The sequence below is a fragment of the Naumannella huperziae genome (assembly GCF_054073625.1).
This window is the reverse complement of record NZ_JBSXPH010000001.1, coordinates 791,503-808,992: the sequence shown is the minus strand read 5'-3', so window position 1 is coordinate 808,992 and position 17,490 is coordinate 791,503. Positions and strand designations below refer to the sequence as shown.

Below are 17,490 nucleotides of genomic sequence, written 5' to 3'. Positions count from 1 at the left end.
CTCGCGCCTGCCGGTTCAGCCCGCGCATGCCGGCTAGGCCCGTGGCTGCCGGTTCAGCCCGCGCCTGGGGCGGCAGAGCACGGCCGAACGACAGCGAGCCGGCCGCACCCGAGGGGTGCGGCCGGCTCGTTGCTGGCGGCGGGACGAATCCCGCGCGGCTCACTTGGTCGAGATGTGCACGTGGTCCATGTGGTTGGCCGTGGTGCCTCCGCGATCCGACATCGAACGCCAGCCCTCGCTGGAGCGCTGCGTGGTCCAGATCCGCTTGGCGTGGATGACCTCGGTGATGCCGAGCTCGGAGGCATTCGCCCGGGCCCAGTCGGCGATCTCGTAGCCGGCGTCGAGGCTGACCATCACGTCGATCGCCTGGCCGGTGTTGTGGTAGCTGCCGCTGCCGCCCCGGGTGCCACCGATGCTCTTCACCGCCGCGAACTGCGCGCAGACCGCGTTCCAGGTCCGACGGGCCGAGCTCGACAGGCCCGACTGGGAGCCGAGGTCGCGGTTGCAGCTACCCCCGGTACCGCCCGAGGAGCCCGAGTCGGAGTCCGACTTCGAACCCGACGAGGACCCGGACGAGCCCGAGGAACCCGACGAACCGGAACCCGAGCCCGACGAGAGCTGCGGCTTCTTCTTGCTCAGGAACTCGGCCTTCACCCAGCGCGGCTTGTCCTTGTACAGAACCTGCTGCCAGCCGTCGGAGTCATTGGCCGTGATGCTGACCTCGTCGCCGGCCTCCAGCGAGCCGACCGAACCCGAACCGGCATCGGCCTCGGACCGCACGTTCACCGACTCGGTGGCGTAGCGCGTTCCGACCGCCTTGGTCGACTCTTCCTTCTTCTCCTTGAGGGTCGCCGTCGGCTTCGGCTTCTTCTTCGGATCCGGGGTCGGGGACTTGCTCGGCTCCTGCGACGGCGAGGCCGACGGGCTCAGCTCCGGGCGCGCCTCGTCGCGAGTGGCGCGCTCGTCGAGGGCGCGGGCCGGCAGGGTCGCCACGGCCGGTGCCGGCTCGGCCGCCTGCGGCGTGCGCAGCGCCGTCGCGGCCGCCACGGTGCCGGTCAGGGCCAGCGCGGCGACGGCGGGAATGGCGATCCGGACGACCCGGTTGCCCATCTTCGGGCTCAGCCGCGCCAGCCGACCGAACGGACCGGCGGCGGCGGCCGCCGCACGGCGGCCGCGGGCCGGGGTCGCCGGCGCGTCGTCGATCGGTGCCTGGTCCTGGGGAAGGCCGCGTCGAGGTGCGTTGCTCAAGATCAAACTCCTGCTTCGGGAAGACTCTGTCCGATTCGCTGGGGAGTCTAGGCGACTTTCGGCCGATTCTGAAATCTTCCTGAGGAAATCTTCTATGGCTGTCACCTGGTCGCCGCGCGGAGGACCACCGAGAGCTCGTCCCGGCGCCGATCGGGACCGTTCCTGAGGAGTCGTTCAGGAACGGTCGGGAGTGATCCAGACCTCGCCGTTGCGGGTCTGCACGGCGTGGGTACGCACCGGCCGGGTCGCGGGCAGGCACTGCGGGTGCCCCGTCGCCAGATCGAAGGTCGACGCATGCAGGGGGCACTCGATCGCGCCGCCCTCCACCCACCCGTCGGCCAGCGAGGCCTCCTCGTGGCTGCAGGTGTCGTCGAGCGCGTAGTAAGTGCCGTCGTCGTCGCGGATCAGCGCGACATCGTCGTCGGTGCCGAGCAGGTCGGCGCTGACCAGAAGCGTCTCCCCGGGCGGCACGTCGTCCACCGCCGCCACCCGGACAGCGCCGTTCGACTCGGTCTGGCTGGCCTCGCTCATGATCAGGAGGGTACGCGAGGGCGACTCAGGCCACCCGATAGGTACGCGAGGGCCAGCCGGTGGCGCCGTCGGGAAGCACGTCGCGTACCTCCGAGGTCTGTGTCGCCCCCGTCCGGTCGGTCGCCCGCGCGGTCACCCGGTACTCGCCGGGGACCGCGTCCCAGGCGAGCCGCCACTGCCGCCAGGTGTCGATCGTGTCCTCGTCGGCCAGCTCGGCGGTCTGCCACGGGCCGTCGCCGATCTGGACCTCGACCCGGTCGATGCCCGTGTGCTGGGCCCAGGCCACCCCGGCCAACCAGACCCGGCCGGCCGGCACCTGCGACTCGCGCGGCACGTCGATCCGGCACGACGTCTTCACCGGGCCCTGCGCGGACCACCCGCGCACCGTCCAGTACGCGGCGAAGTCGGCGAATCGCGTCACCTCCAACTCGGCCAACCACTTCGTCGCCGAGACATAGCCGTACAGACCGGGCACCACCATCCGCACCGGGAATCCGTGTTCGGCCGGCAACGGTTCGCCGTTCATCCCGACGGCCAGCAGCGCGTCGCGGCCGTCGGTCAGCGCGGCGAGCGGCGTACCGCACGTCCAGCCATCGGTGCTGGTCGACTTCACCGCATCGGCCCCCGCCTGCACACCCGCCTCGGCCAGGATCTCCGCGATGGGTACGCCGAGCCAGGTCGCGTTGCCGATCAGGTCCCCGCCGACCGGATTGCTGACGCAGGCCAGGGTCACCCGCCGCTCGACCAGCGGGCGGGCCAGCAGGTCGGCGAAGCTCAGGGTGAGCGGACGGTCGACGAGGCCGGTGACCCGCAGCGTCCAGTCGGCGGGGTCGACATCGGGGACCACGAGCGCGGTGTCGATCCGGTAGAAGGAGTCGCTCGGCACGATGTGCGGCCCGAGCTCGGGGACCGGCAGCGCGGGAGGCGGCGCGGCGGCGGGCCGGGTCGGGGCCGGCAGCCGCAGCGCGCGGCGAACTCGGGTGGCGGCCGGTTCGGGCAGTACGCCGAGCAGCAGTCCGCCGATGGCCGTGGCGGCGGCGACCCCGCCGGCGCGGACCAGGAAGCGCCGTCGGCCGTCCGGTCCGCTCGCGGGCTCGGCAGCGGCGGTGACCAGCAGGCGCAGCGCACCCAGCCCCACGATGACCAGGACGGCGAGGGGCAACAGCGCGGCGGCGCTGCCGCCCGGCTCGAAGACGACAGCGAGCAGCGCGAGCGCCGCAAGGCCGACACCGATCAACATGCCGGCGGTGAACCGGCGTACCGCGACCGCGCCGGCGAGCGCCGCGAGCGCCAGCACGACGATCAGGGCCCCGCCGAGCAGCACCGCCTTGTCGGCGGTGTCGAAGGTGGCGATCGCCCATTCCTTGACCGGGGTCGGGCTGAGATCGACCGCGCGGTTGCCGACCGCGACGAACGGCGAGACCGTGCCGCTCAGTCGGGCGACGAGCTCGCTGGCGATCAGGCCGGTCGCGGCTGCGAGGATGCCGGCGAGCCAGCCGGCGGCACCCGGCGCGCCGGTCGCACGGTCCCGTCGGCCCGGTCGGGCCGGGCCCTGGGTGGCGACGCGCTGCACACGCTCAGTCTAGGTCGCGTCGGCGCCCCCAGCTCCCCTCAAGCCGGATCCCCCCGAGCCGGATCGGCGTCGTGCCGGATCGACGTCGTGGCCGGTCAGCCGAAGGCGGTACTGCCGCCCGCGGTCCGCGTGCCCTGCGGGAGCGGATGGACCCGCGAGTCCAGCGCGTCGGCCGACAGGCCCTGGGTGGAGAGGTCGTCGACGATCACGCCGTCGCGCATCACGACGACCCGATCACACCAGGCGACGATGTCCTCCAGGTCGGAGGAGACGATGATCGCCGAGCGGCCGGCCTCGGTGTGTTCGCCGAGGATCTGCAACACGTCCTCGCGGGCACCGATGTCGAGGCCGCGGGTGGGCTCGTTCAGGATCAACACGTCGCGGTCCTCGGTCATCCACCGGGTCAACGCGATCTTCTGCCGGTCGCCTCCGGAGAGGTCGCCGACGCCGCGCTGGATGCTCACCGCCCGCACGTTGAGCCGTTGGATGGTCTCGATCACGTCGCGCAGGGCGGCGACCTCGGTCTCGAAGTCGACGCCCTCGTCCCAGCCGCCGATCATCAGGTTGCGGGCGATCGATTCGCTGTTGGACAGCCCGAGCTCGTCGTCATCGTCGGAGAAGTAGCCGATCCGCAGCGCCGTCGCGTCGGCCGGGGAATTGATCACCCGGGGCTCGCCCTGCACCAGCACGGTGCCCGCGGTCATCGGGAACTGGCCGACGAGTGCCCCGACCAGCTCGTACATGCCGCCGCGACGCGCGCCGACGAGGCCGACCACCTCGCCCCGGCGTACCTTCAGGTCCACCCCGTGCACGGCATCGGCGACCCGAAGGCCGCTGACCTCGAGCACCGGCTCGTCGACGACGTGGCTGACCCGGACCAGCTCACCCGGACGCCGGTCGATCATGGCCTCGGCGATGTCGTCGGTGGACACCCGATAGGGGTCGAGCTCGGCGCTGACCCGGCCCTCGCGGAGCACGACGACCCGGTCGGAGACCGCCTTCACCTCGGTCAGCCGGTGCGAGATGTAGATCACCGCCCGCCCCTGGCTGGTCAACCGGCTGGTGATGAAGTGCAGGTCGTCGATCTCGCGCACGTTGAAGGTCGAGCCCACCTCGTCCATGATCACGACCTGGGCGTCCTCGGCCAACATCCGGACCGATTCGATGATCGCGTGCTCGGCGCGGCGAAGATCTCCGAGCAGGGTGTCGGCGGAGATCTCGGTGCCGACATCGCGCAACAACTGGGCGGCCGGGCGACGCAGCTCCTCGTGCGGCCGGCCGGCGTGGAAGCTCTCCCGAAAGATCGCCTGGGCAACGGTCTGACCCGGGTCGAGGCGGAACTGCTGACGGATGATGCCGACGCCGTGCCGGCGAGCCTCGTCGTTGTCGTGCGGGGCATAGGGCTCGCCCGACAGTCGCATCTGGCCGGTGTCCGGACGCAGGTCACCGGCGAGGATCGCCATCAGGGTGGACTTGCCGACGCCATTGGCGCCGACCAGGCCGAGCACCTCCCCCTCGGCCAGGGAGAGATTCACCCCCCGCAACACCGGAACATGTTCGCGGGACTTGGCGATGTCACGAATTTCGAGCAGCTCTGCCATCGGCAGGACCCTTTCGGTGAGCAAGTGAGCGGGGGGATCCCGCGACGCCCCGGCGACGGGGCGCCGCGGGGCAGGTCAGACGCTGACCTTCTTGGCCACGTTGGACAGGCGGTGCCGGGCCAGCGCGAGATTCGCGGTGTTCTTGTTCAGCACGAGGTAGATGAACAGCCCCTGGGTCGACTCCTCGGACAAGACGTTGATCAGGTGGTACTGATCTTCGAGGGTGATCAGGATGTCGTCGATGGCGCCGGTCAGCCCGAGCTCGCGCATGGTGTTCAACTTGGCCCGGACCACATTCGAATTGCCGGCGGCGGCGACATCGAGATTGAAGCCGGGGTTGCCGCTGGCGGCGAGAGCCATCCCGCTGCCGATGTCGACGATGGCCGCGGCCGTCGCTCCCTCGATGGCGGTGAGTTCGGCGACGGACTGGTCGAGTTGGGACATCAGGAACTGCCTTTCGGATGGTGGTGGTGACGGCGTACCCACGCGTTCGGGTACGCCGGTTGGGGGCGACTGCGGGTCGGGTTGATGCCCGGCCTGATCAGGCGCGGCCGACTGCTTGGCGCGGTCGAGCCACTCATAGAAGTCGTCCTCGGCATCGGACGGGGAGGGAGAATCGCCGGCAGAACGGCGGGGAGCAGGTTGATCGTTCGAGCGGTTACGCCGCCCCGACAATCGTGTCCACCACTGAGGTGACATTTTCCTCCACCGGTCTGCGCCATCGGAACTGGCAGACCGATGATTCCCCCGAACCAATCACCTGCCGGTTGCAGACCCTACCGGCTCCCACCGTCACTGCGGAAGCGGGCCCGGGTCGGTCATCTGCACAGCGCGATGCTGCCCGCCGCACGGCATCGCGGCGTTGCCCGACCGAGGGAATCGTGTCTACACTCGAACTGGTTACCGGTCAGTAACACGTGACTCCGAGGGGCAAGGCAGCAACCATGAGCCATTACAAGTCGAACGTCCGTGACATCGAGTTCAACCTGTTCGAGGTGCTGGGACGCGATGCGGTGCTGGGCACCGGTCCGGCCGAGGAACTGGATGTCGAGACCGCCCGGGCGATGCTCGCCGAGGTGGACGTGCTCGCGCGTACCAAGCTGGCCGAGCCGTTCGCCGACAGTGACCGGAACCCGCCGCACTACGACGCGGAGACGCGCACCGTCGCCATGCCGGAATCGTTCCAGATGGCCTTCAAGTCCTACATGGACTCGGACTGGTGGCGGGTCGAGCTGTCCGCCGAACTCGACGGTCAGCCGACGCCGCCGTCGCTGCGGTGGGGCCTGATGGAGATGGTGCTCGGCGCGAATCCGGCCGTCTACATCTATTCCGCGGGACCGAAGTTCTCCGAGGTCGTCTACACCGGTGGTGGCAACGGCGGGACGGAGCGCGACCGCTCGATCGCCAAGCACATGGTCGATCGGCAGTGGGGCGCGACCATGGTGCTGACCGAGCCCGACGCGGGCAGCGACGTGGGCGCCGGGCGTACCCGCGCGATCCCGCAGGACGACGGTTCCTGGCACATCGAGGGCGTGAAGCGCTTCATCACCTCCGGCGAGCACGACATGACCGAGAACATCATCCACCTGGTGCTGGCGCGGCCGGTCGGCGTCGAGGGCGTCGGCGGCCCGGGCACCAAGGGACTGAGCCTGTTCGTGGTGCCCAAGTACCATTTCGATCATGAGACCGGCGAGCTGACCGGCGAGCGCAACGGCGTGTACGCGACCAACGTCGAGAAGAAGATGGGGATCAAGGTCTCCACCACCTGCGAGCTGACCTTCGGCGACGGTGAGCCGGCCAAGGGCTGGCTGCTGGGCGAGGTGCACGACGGTATCGCGCAGATGTTCAAGGTCATCGAGCATGCGCGGATGATGGTGGGCACCAAGGCGATCGCGACCCTGTCGACGGGCTATCTGAATGCGCTGGAGTACGCCAAGGAGCGCAAGCAGGGCGCCGATCTGCTCAATCCCGGCAAGGACGCGCCGCGGGTGACGATCACCCACCACCCGGATGTGCGACGCTCGCTGATGACGCAGAAGTCGTTCGCCGAGGGGATGCGGCTGCTGGTCGCCTACACCGCGGGCTTCCAGGACCGGGTCTGGATGGCCGAGGCCGCGGGCGAGCGCGACGAGGACGCCGAGCGGATCAACGACCTGCTGTTGCCGATCGTCAAGGGCTACGGCTCGGAGCGCTCCTGGGTGCTGCTCGGCACCGAGTCGTTGCAGACCTTCGGCGGCTCGGGCTTCCTCGCCGACTACCCGATCGAGCAGTATGTGCGCGACGCCAAGATCGACACCCTCTACGAGGGCACCACCGCGATCCAGGGCCAGGACCTGTTCTTCCGCAAGATCATCAAGGACGGTGGCCACGCCATCGGCCTGCTCACCGCCGAGCTGTCCGCCTTCATCGAGTCCGAGGGCCCGCTGACCGAGGAGCGCGCCACGCTGAAGCGGGCGATGGACGACGTGGCCGGCGTGGTCGGGTTGATGATCAACGACATCACCGCCGCCGCCCAGGAGCCGCGCAACACCTACAAGGTGGCGCTGAACACCACCCGCCTGCTGATGATGCTCGGCGACCTCGTCGTGGCGTACCTGCTGGTCCGCGCGGGAGACGTGGCGGCGACGAAGCTCGAGCAGGGCGGGCTGTCGGCGGCCGACGAGGCGTTCTACACCGGCAAGGTTGCCTCGGCGCGGTTCTTCGTCGCCCAGGTCCTGCCGAAGCTGACCGCCGAGCGCAAGATCGCCGAGCGGACCGATCTGGCGATCATGGACCTGCCGGAGGCCGCCTTCTGAGGCAGCCCACCCCCGGCCGCCCGCGGACCGCTCACGCCCCTCCCTCCGGATTGTTTCCGTAGTTATGCCCGCTCTGGGAGACGAATGAGGGTCATAACTACGGAAACAATTGAGGGGGGAGGGGGATCGGCGCGCCGCGCGCCGCGCGATCCGGCTTGCCCGAGAGGCGTCGCTGTGGCCTACTCGGGTAGGCCGAGGACGCAGGAGGTGATCATGTCCGAGCGACCCGAAGCGGTGCCGGGGCAGATCGCGGTACGCGGGGCAGCCGAGCACAATCTGCGCGAGCTCGACATCGACATTCCCCGCGACACCGTCGTCGCGTTCACCGGGATCTCGGGCTCCGGGAAGTCCTCGCTGGCCTTCGACACCATCTATGCCCAGTCCCGCCAGCGCTACCTGGAATCGGTCGCCCCCTACGCCCGGCGGCTGATCGACCAGGGCTCGGCGCCCCGGGTACGCCGGATCACCGGCCTGCCGCCGGCCGTCGCGCTGCGCCAGCAGCACGGCGGGAGCACCCGCTCCACGGTCGGCACCGTCTCCCGGGTCTCCAACGTGTTGCGGATGCTCTATTCGCGCTCGGGCACCTACCCCGAGGGCTACCGACCCGCCGATCTGGCCGGCACCTTCCCGCGCGACGCCGCGCCGCTGGACTCCGACAGCTTCTCGCCCAATACGGCCGTCGGTGCCTGCCGCACCTGCTCCGGCCTCGGCCGGCTGCTCCAGGTCGATGAGGACCTGCTGGTCGGCGACCCCGACCTGAGCATCGAGGACGGGGCGATCGCGGCCTGGCCCGGCGCCTTCGGCGGCAAGAACTACCGGCGCATCCTGCGGATCCTCGGCATCGATGTCGACGCACCGTTCAGGACGCTGCCGGCGAAGACCCGGCGCTGGGTGCTGACCACCGACGAGCAGCCGACCGTGCGCGTGGAGAACCGCTATCAGGGCACCTACATGAGCCCGAAGCGCTGGGTGCAGCACACCTTCGCCGACTCCCCGTCGGCAAAAATGCGGGCCAGGGCGGCGTCGTTCATGAGCGAACGGCTGTGCCCGACATGCCACGGCAAGCGGCTCAACCCCGAGGCGCTCGCGGTGACGATCGCGGGCTCCGACATCGCCGACGCGGCCCGACTGCCGCTCACCGAGCTGGCCGCGTTCCTGACGGCCGCGCGTACCCATCCCGAGACCGAGGCCCTGCCGGCCGAGCGGCGCCAGGCCGCGCACGCGCTGATCGACGTGCTCGGTGATCATCTGGGTACGCTGATCGACCTCGGCCTGGGCTATCTGGCCACCGCCCGACCGACCTCGACCCTGTCGGGCGGTGAGTTGCAGCGGTTGCATCTGGCGACCGAACTGCGCAGCGGGCTGTTCGGGGTGTTGTACGTGCTGGACGAGCCGTCGGCCGGGCTGCATCCCTCCGACACCGAGCTGCTGCTCGGCGCGCTGCACCGCCTGCGCGACGAGGGCAACACGGTGTTCGTGGTGGAGCACAACTCCCGGGTGCTCGAGGCGGCCGAGTGGATCGTCGACCTCGGGCCGGGCTCCGGCCGCTACGGGGGCCGGGTGCTCTACAACGGGCCGCGTGACGGCATCGCCGGCGTCGACGGCTCCGCGACCGCGCGCTACCTCGGCCCGGACGCCCCGCCCGCGCCAGGCCCGGCCTCGCGTCGGCCGATCGCGAACTGGATCACCCTGCGCCAGATCACCGGCCACAACCTGCGCGGCACGGATGTGCGGTTGCCGCTGGCGGCATTCGGAGCCCTCACCGGGGTGTCCGGATCGGGCAAGACCAGCGTGCTGACCGCGCTGGCGAACGAGGTACGCGCGCACCTCGACGCCCCCGAGACAGCGGCCGACGAGGCGCGCGAGCCCGACTCGGTCGAGGTGGCCGACGAACTGGCCGAGGGCGTACCCCTGTGGGACCTCGGCGAGGACCGGCTGAGCGTCGCCGCGGCCGAGGGGCTGGGCGCGATCGATCGGCTGGTGGTGGTCGACCAGCGGCCGATCGGGCGTACCTCCAGGTCGAACCTGGCCACCTACACCGGATTGTTCGACGGGGTACGCCGCCTCTTCGCCGCCCAACCGGAGGCCGCTCGCCGGGGCTTCGGGGCGGGCCGGTTCTCGTTCAACCAGCCGGCGGGACGGTGTCCGCACTGTCTCGGCGACGGGGTGGTGAGCATCGAGCTGCTGTTCATGCCGACCGAGACCACGCCCTGCCCGGTCTGCCACGGCAGGCGCTACAACCCGGAGACGCTGGAGGTGACCTACCGCGGACGGAGCATCGCCGACGTGTTGGCGATGAGCGTCGACGAGGCGGCCGACTTCCTGGGCGATGTGCCGGTCGCCGCGCGGATCCTGCGACTGCTCACCGACATCGGGCTCGGCTACCTGGCGCTGGGACAGAGCGCGCCCACCCTGTCCGGCGGCGAGGCGCAGCGGATCAAGCTGGTCTCGGAGCTGCACCGCGCGCCGCGCGGGCACAGCCTCTACCTGCTGGACGAGCCGACGACCGGCCTGCACGCCGCGGACACCGATCTGCTGGTCGGCCAGTTGCAGCGGCTGGTGGACGCCGGCAATACCGTGCTGATCGCCACCCACGACCCGCGCACGCTGGCGGTCACCGACTGGATCGTCGACCTCGGCCCGGGCCCGGGCGACGACGGCGGCCGCGTGGTCGCCGCGGGCGTACCCGAAGACATCGCCGGGGTCGCCGCGAGCCGGACCGGCCGCTATCTCGAACTACCCTGATCGGGTGGGCCATGATCTTGATGCGGTGATCGACAAGATCACCGCGATCCCGTTCCGCTCCCGGTTCCACCTGCGCGCCGCCGAGCGGGAGTTCGTGGCGCTGCGGGGTCTGCCGACGGTACGCGAGCACGCCGCCGAGCTGATCGACAAGCGACTCGCGCCGGCGCGCCCGGACAACGACGGCCGGCAGACGCCGTGGGGCGGGCATCCGGTGTTCCGCGCCCAGCACGCCACCGCGACCTGCTGTCGGCGCTGCCTGCGGATCAACCACAAGATCGACTCCGGCGTCGAGCTGAGCCAGGCCCAGCGGGACTACGTCGTCGACGTGATCTGCCGGTGGGTGGAACGGGAGGCCCGCGGTTGATCGGGGTGGGTCACCGATCGGCGGCGCGGCGGATCGCCAGCCGCCTGCCCGGCCGGACCCCCCACCGGTCGAGCTGCCCGGCGGCGGCCTCCAGGGTCGCGCTCGCCGCCAGCCGGGGCCGGGTCAGCCCGACCCACGGCCGGAGCGTGGTCACGTGCAGCACGACGCCGTCGCGGTCGAGTACGGCCGCGTCGATCGGATAGCGCATCCCGATCATGTGTACCGACGGGCAGCGGGTGATCCACAGGGCACCGTCGACCGCATCGGTCCCGAGCAGGCCCCGCCGCCGGTCGCGATAGTTCTCGGCGACCGCCAGCGGCGCGATCGGTTCACCGTCGAGCAGCAGCGTGTGCGGGCCGGGCCCGAAGGTTGCGGTCATCGGCGTACCCCGATCCGCGGTGCCGGCACCTGGTTCCGGGGCGCCGGCCGGTGACCGGTCGGCGTTCTACACTGACCGGGCCGTACGAGGGGACATCGAAGCACCACGAGGGGAAGAATGGCACGTCGTCGCTCCGTGGAACAGGCCAACCGGCGCCGCGGCGTGCTGGATCGAGTGGTGGTGGCGCTGCTGATCGTGCTGGCGCTGTCGGGGGCCATGAGCCTGCTTCCCGGCACCGGCCAGGCCACTGTCGCGCGCACGGCCTGTCAGGTCACATCGCTCGGCCTCAGCTCCTGCAGCAGCCTCTTTCCCGAGACCGTGCCGAGCCAGCTCGGGCCCCCGCGGTGCCGGCTGCTGGCGGAGTTCGACCAGGTCATCCCGGAGGTACGCGACACTTCGGTGACGTCGGCGGCCGGGGTACCGGTGGTGATCAGCACCGCCCGCGACGGCGATGCGACCCTGCGCCTGCCCGGCTCCGATGCTCCCCCGCCCGACATGCTGGCCGGCCAGCCGCGGGAGTCGTGGGAGCCGACGCCCGGCGTGATCGTGCCGACCGCCGCCGGGTGGGCGCTGCCGGGCGGGCAGGGTGGCGAGGCGGTGATCGCCGCCATCGATGCGGGGCATCGGCGCTGGTTGCAGGACCGTTCGGCGCTCGCGCTGCTGTCCGCGCTGCTGGACGGCGGCGGCTACCGGGTGCCGCCGCCCACGCTGTACACGAGCCGGATCGACCTCACCCAATCGCCCTTCCTCAGCCCCGCGGAGCCGGCGCCGCCCGCGGGCGTGGGCGGGTTGACGCTGGCCATCCAGCCGGGCACGCCCGCCGTCATGCAGTTCAACACCGCCACCGGCACCAGCCGCGTGACGGCGCGGCTGCGCGGCGGAACCGACGAACAGCCGCTGGCCGGCGCCGTCCAGGTCACCCGTGACCCCGCCGGCCAGGTCACCCGGATCGTGATCGCCACCGGCTCGGCCGATCGCCTGCTGCCGGGCAAGCCGGTCGGGCAGGCCGATGCGTGGGCGACCGTCGTCTCGGTGCCCGTGAAGACCGCGGCCGAGCGCGACCTGGCCAACGCCTGGCTGGGGGCCCCGTCCGGATTCGCGGTCGATCTCGCGCCCCTGCTCGGTCATCGGCCGGCCGCGGATGCCAACCGGCGCGAGCAATGGCTGGTGCGCGGCGCGGCGGCGTTCTCCCTCGGGCTGGCCGGTCCGGGGGCGGCACCGACGACCGAGCGCCTGGTCCGGGAGCTGAGCGGCAACGAGCGTCGCGAGGATCCGGCGGTTCGCCTGCTGCAGGCCGAGCAGATCCGACCCGATCCGACGAGCGGTCGCCGGCAGGCGACGGCGGACACGAGCTGCCTGTGACCAGCCCCGAAGATCAACAGCGCACGTCGTTGCGGGTGTGGAGCCGGCGCGCCGTCCTGGCCGTCGGGCTGGCCGCGCTCGTCCCCGGCCGCGCATCTGCGGCGACGGGCGTACGCGTCGGCGATCTGTCCATGATCATTCCGCCATCGGTGAGCCAGGTGGACGATCCGGCACTGGGCGCCGGCTGGCAGTGGCAGGGCGTGGCCGGGCGACCCGAGCAGCCGTCGATGATCATCCTGGCGCGGGCGGACCTGCCGTCGATCGATGCCCGCGAGGTCCTGGCGGCCCTGCTCTCCACCGGAATCGCGGGCGGCGTACCCGTTGCGCACACGCCCCCGGAACCGCGCTCGATGCCGGGCGGCAAGCAGGTCCGCACCGTGCTCACCCTCGCCGGCCGGCGCCCCTATCGGGGGGCGATGTTGATCACCACGCGGGATGAGCCGCCGGCGGGAGCCGTCGTCGTGCTCGGCGACGACTCGCTGACCGCCCAGTCGATCGACGCAGTCCTCGAGTCGGTGCAATGGGTCGGCTGAAGCGGTCCACGGTCCTGCTCGCCTGGCTGGGCGGATTCGTGGCGCTGGCCGCGGCCGCGGCCGGGCTGTTCGCGATCGCCTCGGGAATCACCACCTATTCGGTGCCGCGGATGGCGGTGGCGGCCGCGGTGCTGAGCGCCTACACCGCCGTTGTCTCGGTGGTCCTGACCCCGCGCGAGGACCGGACACCGCTGGGCTGTCTGCTCTGCGGGGCGCCGGTCCCGGTTCTGATCGGGCTCGCCACCGGCGCGTTGGCGTACACGGAGTCGGGGGATCCGGCCGTCGCGTTCTGGGCGTTCCTGCCGTGGTGCAGCGCGATCTGGGCCGCCGTGCTGCTCGGTCCGCTGCTGCCCGGGATAGCCCGGCTGTGGCCGGGCCGTCGCGGTGGTACCGCGCGGGTCAGACGCGGTGGTACCGCGCGGGTCAGACGCGGAGGAACGCCCGCGCGGGTCAGTCGATCAGCCGGGAATCGAGGCCGACCAGGTCGGCATTGATGTCGACGAACCGGAACCGGCCCTCGGCGAACCGCAGGGCGAACTCGACCGGGCCGCATTTCATCGTGGTACGCAGCGGTGGCGGTGGCGGGTCCGGGGTCGGCGGGGCCGACGGCGGCACGGACGGCGGCGGTGGGGTCGGCGTGGGCGTCGGTCGTTCGAAGGACGGATCGATCGCGCAACTGTCGAGATCGAGCCCGGTCTCAGCGACCGCGCGGGAGCGGGCCGGCGGGCCGTCGGCGCTGTCGTTCGCCACCACGCTCACCTCGACCCGATCACGGTAGGGGTTGTAGCAGTAGCTGGTGATGCTCGCGCCGTTCTCGGTCGCGAGCCGCTGCGCATCCGCGCGGCCGAGCTGCGCGCAACCGCTGAGGCCGAGCTGGTCGAGCAGGTCGCCCGGTCGGGCGAAGCCGGCGCCGAGCAGGCCCGGGATGTCCGTCAGCGCGGCCTCGGCGCCGGCCAGGGCCGCGGCGTCGGCGGCGTGCTGGGCCCGATTGCCCTCGCGCGCGGCCACCGCTGTCAGCGTGGTGAGGATGACCGCGACCACGAGCGCGAGGGAACCGAGGGCGAGCAGTGCCGTGATCGGCCCCGATCCGCGCTCGGTGCCGGATCCTGGACGCATTGCCCTCCGCCTCCCGATGATCATGAACAGCAACCATCCCCGGGGGTGGGCGCTGGGCCCTTCCCCCGGGGTGTTGATCCGGCTCTGACTCACTGTCACTTCCAGCCGGTGGCTTCCTTGACCTTGGCGATCGCGGTCGTGACCAGGCCGCCGATGTTGAACTGGCCGACCATGCCGATGATCGCGATCACGATCAGGGCCGCCACGGCCACCATGCCCACGTACTCCAGCGCGCCCTGGCCGGCCTCCCGGCGCTGCCGCAGCCGGTGCGCGGCCGACTGCACGGCAGAAGCGTTCCACGCGTAGAGGGTGATCATCAGGTTGGTGATGCTGCTCATCTTCGGTTCCCTTCGTCTGGGTCGTGCTGCCCCGGTTGTGATTCTTGGTGTCCTTTGGCCCGGTTTCCCGTGCCGACACCAAGAAAGTTACCGAGCGCCGGCTCTCCCGGCATGGGCCCGAAGACCCAATCCCGGGCCCATTCCGCACCTCGCCGCCCCGCCCGTCATCGGGACCCGTCCAGCCACAGCGCGATCGCCTCGCCGCGCCGCGTGACGCCGAGCTTGGCGAAGATCCGGTTGACGTGGTTCTTCACCGTCTTCTGCGAGATGAACAGCGCGCCGGCGATATCGGCATTGGGTGCGCCCTTGGCGATCAGCTCCATCACCTCGACCTCGCGCTCGGACAGGCCGTGGCGTTCGATCAGTTCGCCGTGCGCCGGCCTGCCCACGCTCGCCAGTTGCGCCACGGCCTGGGGCGAGAACGTGCCCATGCCTCGGCGTGCCATCCGCACCGCGCCGATCAGCTCGTCGGCGGAGAACTGGCCGTGCACCAGGTAACTCCGGGCGCCGCCGCGCACGGCCGCGTTGATCACCTCCGGCGCATCGGAGTAGGTGAGCATGATCACCGCGGTGTCGGCGGCCACCTCGTTGACCGTGGACACCCCGTCCTGGCGTGGCATCCGGACATCGAGCAACAACACATCGGGATGGTGGAGCCGGACCTGCTCGATGGCCGCCCGCCCGTCGCCCGCCTCGCCGACCACCTCGATGTCGTCCGCCCCGGCCAACAGGCTGCGCACGCCCATCCGGATCACCGCATTGTCGTCGGCGATCACGACGCGGCAAGGCCCGTCGACGTTGATGCTCAGCCCGGCGTCGGTGCCGGGTCGCGCAGTGCCGTCCATCTGATCCTCGTTCCTTCTCCCGGACTCGAGTCGATCTCGAGCTCCCCCGCGACGCGGTCCGCCCGCTCGGCCAGCCCGCGCAGCCCGAAGTGTCCGGCCTTCCGCGCCGCCCGGTCGAGCGCGAACCCGACCCCGTCGTCGATCACGACCAGCGCAACCCGCTCGCCCTCGTCGGCCAGCCGGACGGTGACCCGGGATGCCTCGGCATGTTTGGCGATGTTGTGCAACATCTCGCCGAGGGCGGCGGCCATCTCCTCGGCGACCGGCGCGGAGACATCGACGGCGGTGACGCCGTCGATCTCGACGGCGATCCCGGTGGCCTCGCCCCAGGCCCGCGTCAGTTCCGAGACCACCTCGATCGTCGGACGGTCGATCTCGCTGCGCCGCAACGAGACCAGCAACTCGCGGGCCTGCCGCGCCGCCTGCTCCGCGGCCTCCGACAGGCCCTGGGCGGTGCTCGCCGCCAGCGCGGGGTCGCGCTCGACCGCACCCGGCAACGACTGGGCCGCCAGCGAGATCCCGTACAGGGATTTGCCGACCGAGTCGTGCATGTCTCGCGCCAGCCTGGCCCGCTCCTCGGCGGCGCTGCGCGCCGCGACCGCCTCGGCGGTCTGGTCGCGCGCCTCGACCAGCCGGCCCACGATCTGCCGGATGACCACGCCGATCATGGCCAGGCCGAGCATCAGGATCGGCAACGCCAGCGCACCGCCGAGCCACAGCCGCGGGTCGAGCTGGCGCGCGGCGCCCTGCAGCGCGGCGGTCGCCCCGGCCAGCATCAGCGGCACGATCAGCAGCACGAGGATCCGCGGCGGAAACAACAACCCGGCCAACAGGGCGGAACAGACCGCGGCCAGGCTCGCCGGGTCGCCCGCCGGCACCGCGAGCAGCACCACCACGGTGAGCGCCAGGTCGAGCGAGCCGAGCAGCGGGTGGCGTACCATCCGGCCGAGCAGGCGGTCGCTGCGCCCGAGCACCAGGCTGAACAGCGCGAGCACCGCCACGGCGACGGCGCCGACGAGGCCAGACTCTCCCCAGAAGGCGAATGGCGCCGCGAGCACCAGGCAGATCAGCCGCGCCGTGACGACCCAGCGAACGAGGTGCGTGAACTGCGCATCCTCGATCAGTGCCTGCCCCCCGGCGTCGCTCACCGCAGGGCCCCGAGCAGCTCGTCGAGGTTGAGATCGGCACCGATCACCAGGCCGACGACGGTGAAGATCAGCGCGGCCGGCACCAGGAAGAGCGTCGTCACCAGGGTGATCCGCGGCGCCGTCTCGCCGGCCAGCCGGCGCATCGCCTGGGCGCTGTCGCGGCGCATGTCGACCGCGATCTGGTTCAGGGTCTCCGCCAGCGGTGCGCCGAGCTCCTCGGCCTGCAGGAATGCCGTGACGAAGCTGCGCATCGGGACCGAGCCGGTACGCTCCTGCAGGCCCAGAAATGCCGACCGCAGGCTCGCGCCGTGGGTCAACTGGTCCAGAGTGATCCGTACCTCCTCGGCCAGGGGGCCGTCGAAGCGGTCGGACACGCGGGCGAGGGCCGCCCGGAAGGCGATGCCAGCGCTCACCGTGACCGCCAAGATGTCGAGGAAGTCGGGCAGATCGCGGTCGATCCGGGCGCGCCGGGTGCGCGCGCGGCGCAGGATCCCGGCCAGCGGCAGCCAGAGCGCGCAGATCAGCAACAGCGGCAGCGCGAACGGCTGGCCCTGGACGATGAAGAGCAGGCCGACGGGCGCCAGCAGGAGCAACCAGAACACGATCCGGCGCAGCACCGTTTCCACCGACACCCCGTCGGGGCGGCCCGCCCGGTTGATCGTGCGCTGCAGGTACAAGATGCCCGACGGCCCGATCAGCCGCCTGACCGACGGCACCAGTCGCCCGGCCAGCCGACTCAGCGGCGAGTTGCGCCGCGCCTCCTCGCGCCGCCGCTCGTCCTTGAGCAGGATCAGGTCCTCGGCGTCCAGATAGCTCCCGACATCGGAGCGCAGCATCCGGTAGCCGAGCAGGAAGAGCACGAGCGCGCCGGTGGCGGCGAGCGCGGGCCAGAAGGCCGAGAAGCCGCCCACC

Annotated in this window: 17 protein-coding genes; 6 read left to right on the top strand and 11 right to left on the bottom strand. The window is 71.4% G+C overall.

Translation table 11 applies throughout. The features are described from left to right. Positions 1–159: 159 nt before the first annotated feature. The 5 genes from ACXDC7_RS03800 to ACXDC7_RS03780 form a co-directional block, all read right to left on the bottom strand. Positions 160–1,248, bottom strand: a complete 1,089-nt coding sequence (locus ACXDC7_RS03800) for an SH3 domain-containing protein (protein WP_459221245.1) — start codon at positions 1,246–1,248, stop codon at positions 160–162. Positions 1,249–1,422: 174 nt separating this feature from the next. Further along, positions 1,423–1,779 carry a bifunctional 3-phenylpropionate/cinnamic acid dioxygenase ferredoxin subunit gene (locus ACXDC7_RS03795; RefSeq protein ID WP_459221244.1) on the bottom strand — a complete coding sequence of 119 codons (357 nt, stop codon included), beginning with the start codon at positions 1,777–1,779 and terminating at the stop codon, positions 1,423–1,425. Between the two features lie 25 nt (positions 1,780–1,804). After that, on the bottom strand, positions 1,805–3,352 hold the full coding sequence (locus tag ACXDC7_RS03790; protein ID WP_459221243.1) for a molybdopterin-dependent oxidoreductase: 1,548 nt from the start codon (positions 3,350–3,352) through the stop codon (positions 1,805–1,807). Positions 3,353–3,447: 95 nt separating this feature from the next. Then, complete coding sequence (locus ACXDC7_RS03785; protein ID WP_179444751.1) at positions 3,448–4,953, bottom strand: sugar ABC transporter ATP-binding protein; 1,506 nt, start codon at positions 4,951–4,953, stop codon at positions 3,448–3,450. Between the two features lie 75 nt (positions 4,954–5,028). After that, a complete protein-coding gene (locus ACXDC7_RS03780) occupies positions 5,029–5,397 on the bottom strand; it encodes a hypothetical protein (protein WP_179444752.1) in 369 nt (122 codons plus the stop codon). A gap of 500 nt (positions 5,398–5,897) precedes the next feature. Between ACXDC7_RS03780 and ACXDC7_RS03775 the strand changes: the two genes are divergently transcribed. The 3 genes from ACXDC7_RS03775 to ACXDC7_RS03765 all read left to right on the top strand — a co-directional run bounded on the left by ACXDC7_RS03775 (position 5,898) and on the right by ACXDC7_RS03765 (position 10,857). After that, complete coding sequence (locus ACXDC7_RS03775) at positions 5,898–7,748, top strand: acyl-CoA dehydrogenase (protein WP_459221242.1); 1,851 nt, start codon at positions 5,898–5,900, stop codon at positions 7,746–7,748. Between the two features lie 213 nt (positions 7,749–7,961). Next, a complete protein-coding gene (locus ACXDC7_RS03770; protein ID WP_459221241.1) occupies positions 7,962–10,493 on the top strand; it encodes an ABC transporter in 2,532 nt (843 codons plus the stop codon). Between the two features lie 4 nt (positions 10,494–10,497). Beyond that, positions 10,498–10,857 (top strand): DUF4186 family protein, encoded by a 360-nt coding sequence (locus ACXDC7_RS03765; protein ID WP_179444755.1) that lies wholly within the window; start codon positions 10,498–10,500, stop codon positions 10,855–10,857. Between the two features lie 10 nt (positions 10,858–10,867). On the opposite strand, the gene ACXDC7_RS03760 is transcribed toward ACXDC7_RS03765, so the two are convergent. After that, on the bottom strand, positions 10,868–11,236 hold the full coding sequence (locus ACXDC7_RS03760) for a DUF192 domain-containing protein (protein WP_179444756.1): 369 nt from the start codon (positions 11,234–11,236) through the stop codon (positions 10,868–10,870). Between the two features lie 117 nt (positions 11,237–11,353). Between ACXDC7_RS03760 and ACXDC7_RS03755 the strand changes: the two genes are divergently transcribed. From ACXDC7_RS03755 to ACXDC7_RS03745, 3 genes are read left to right on the top strand one after another with little or no spacing between them, the layout of a single operon-like run. Then, positions 11,354–12,598, top strand: coding sequence for a hypothetical protein (locus ACXDC7_RS03755; protein ID WP_179444757.1), 1,245 nt, complete (start codon positions 11,354–11,356; stop codon positions 12,596–12,598). Further along, positions 12,595–13,131, top strand: a complete 537-nt coding sequence (locus tag ACXDC7_RS03750; RefSeq protein WP_459221240.1) for a hypothetical protein — start codon at positions 12,595–12,597, stop codon at positions 13,129–13,131. Before ACXDC7_RS03755 ends, ACXDC7_RS03750 begins: the two co-directional genes overlap by 4 nt. Further along, positions 13,119–13,625: a hypothetical protein gene (locus tag ACXDC7_RS03745; RefSeq protein WP_459221239.1), complete on the top strand. Its 507-nt coding sequence runs from the start codon at positions 13,119–13,121 to the stop codon at positions 13,623–13,625. Before ACXDC7_RS03750 ends, ACXDC7_RS03745 begins: the two co-directional genes overlap by 13 nt. Here ACXDC7_RS03745 and ACXDC7_RS03740 read toward each other — a convergent pair. The 5 genes from ACXDC7_RS03740 to ACXDC7_RS03720 form a co-directional block, all read right to left on the bottom strand. After that, positions 13,582–14,247, bottom strand: coding sequence for a hypothetical protein (locus tag ACXDC7_RS03740; RefSeq protein ID WP_459221238.1), 666 nt, complete (start codon positions 14,245–14,247; stop codon positions 13,582–13,584). The genes ACXDC7_RS03745 and ACXDC7_RS03740 overlap by 44 nt on opposite strands. 95 nt (positions 14,248–14,342) lie before the next feature. Next, the gene (locus ACXDC7_RS03735) at positions 14,343–14,585 is read right to left on the bottom strand and encodes a hypothetical protein (protein WP_459221237.1); all 243 of its coding nucleotides are present in this window, start codon (positions 14,583–14,585) and stop codon (positions 14,343–14,345) included. A 164-nt stretch (positions 14,586–14,749) separates the two neighbouring features. Further along, a complete protein-coding gene (locus ACXDC7_RS03730; RefSeq protein WP_179444762.1) occupies positions 14,750–15,430 on the bottom strand; it encodes a response regulator in 681 nt (226 codons plus the stop codon). Further along, complete coding sequence (locus ACXDC7_RS03725) at positions 15,391–16,578, bottom strand: sensor histidine kinase (protein ID WP_459221236.1); 1,188 nt, start codon at positions 16,576–16,578, stop codon at positions 15,391–15,393. Before ACXDC7_RS03725 ends, ACXDC7_RS03730 begins: the two co-directional genes overlap by 40 nt. Continuing rightward, a complete protein-coding gene (locus ACXDC7_RS03720) occupies positions 16,575–17,489 on the bottom strand; it encodes a type II secretion system F family protein (protein ID WP_459221235.1) in 915 nt (304 codons plus the stop codon). The genes ACXDC7_RS03725 and ACXDC7_RS03720 overlap by 4 nt, the downstream gene beginning before the upstream one ends. Position 17,490: the final 1 nt, after the last annotated feature.

Bases quoted from the DNA above. Each gene is read 5' to 3' on its own strand.
- ACXDC7_RS03770 (WP_459221241.1), top strand. From the start codon at position 7,962: ATGTCCGAGCGACCCGAAGCGGTGCCGGGGCAGATCGCGGTACGCGGG.
- ACXDC7_RS03740 (WP_459221238.1), bottom strand. From the start codon at position 14,247: ATGCGTCCAGGATCCGGCACCGAGCGCGGATCGGGGCCGATCACGGCA.
- ACXDC7_RS03775 (WP_459221242.1), top strand. From the start codon at position 5,898: ATGAGCCATTACAAGTCGAACGTCCGTGACATCGAGTTCAACCTGTTC.
- ACXDC7_RS03745 (WP_459221239.1), top strand. From the start codon at position 13,119: ATGGGTCGGCTGAAGCGGTCCACGGTCCTGCTCGCCTGGCTGGGCGGA.
- ACXDC7_RS03755 (WP_179444757.1), top strand. From the start codon at position 11,354: ATGGCACGTCGTCGCTCCGTGGAACAGGCCAACCGGCGCCGCGGCGTG.
- ACXDC7_RS03760 (WP_179444756.1), bottom strand. From the start codon at position 11,236: ATGACCGCAACCTTCGGGCCCGGCCCGCACACGCTGCTGCTCGACGGT.
- ACXDC7_RS03785 (WP_179444751.1), bottom strand. From the start codon at position 4,953: ATGGCAGAGCTGCTCGAAATTCGTGACATCGCCAAGTCCCGCGAACAT.
- ACXDC7_RS03735 (WP_459221237.1), bottom strand. From the start codon at position 14,585: ATGAGCAGCATCACCAACCTGATGATCACCCTCTACGCGTGGAACGCT.
- ACXDC7_RS03795 (WP_459221244.1), bottom strand. From the start codon at position 1,779: ATGAGCGAGGCCAGCCAGACCGAGTCGAACGGCGCTGTCCGGGTGGCG.
- ACXDC7_RS03730 (WP_179444762.1), bottom strand. From the start codon at position 15,430: ATGGACGGCACTGCGCGACCCGGCACCGACGCCGGGCTGAGCATCAAC.
- ACXDC7_RS03780 (WP_179444752.1), bottom strand. From the start codon at position 5,397: ATGTCCCAACTCGACCAGTCCGTCGCCGAACTCACCGCCATCGAGGGA.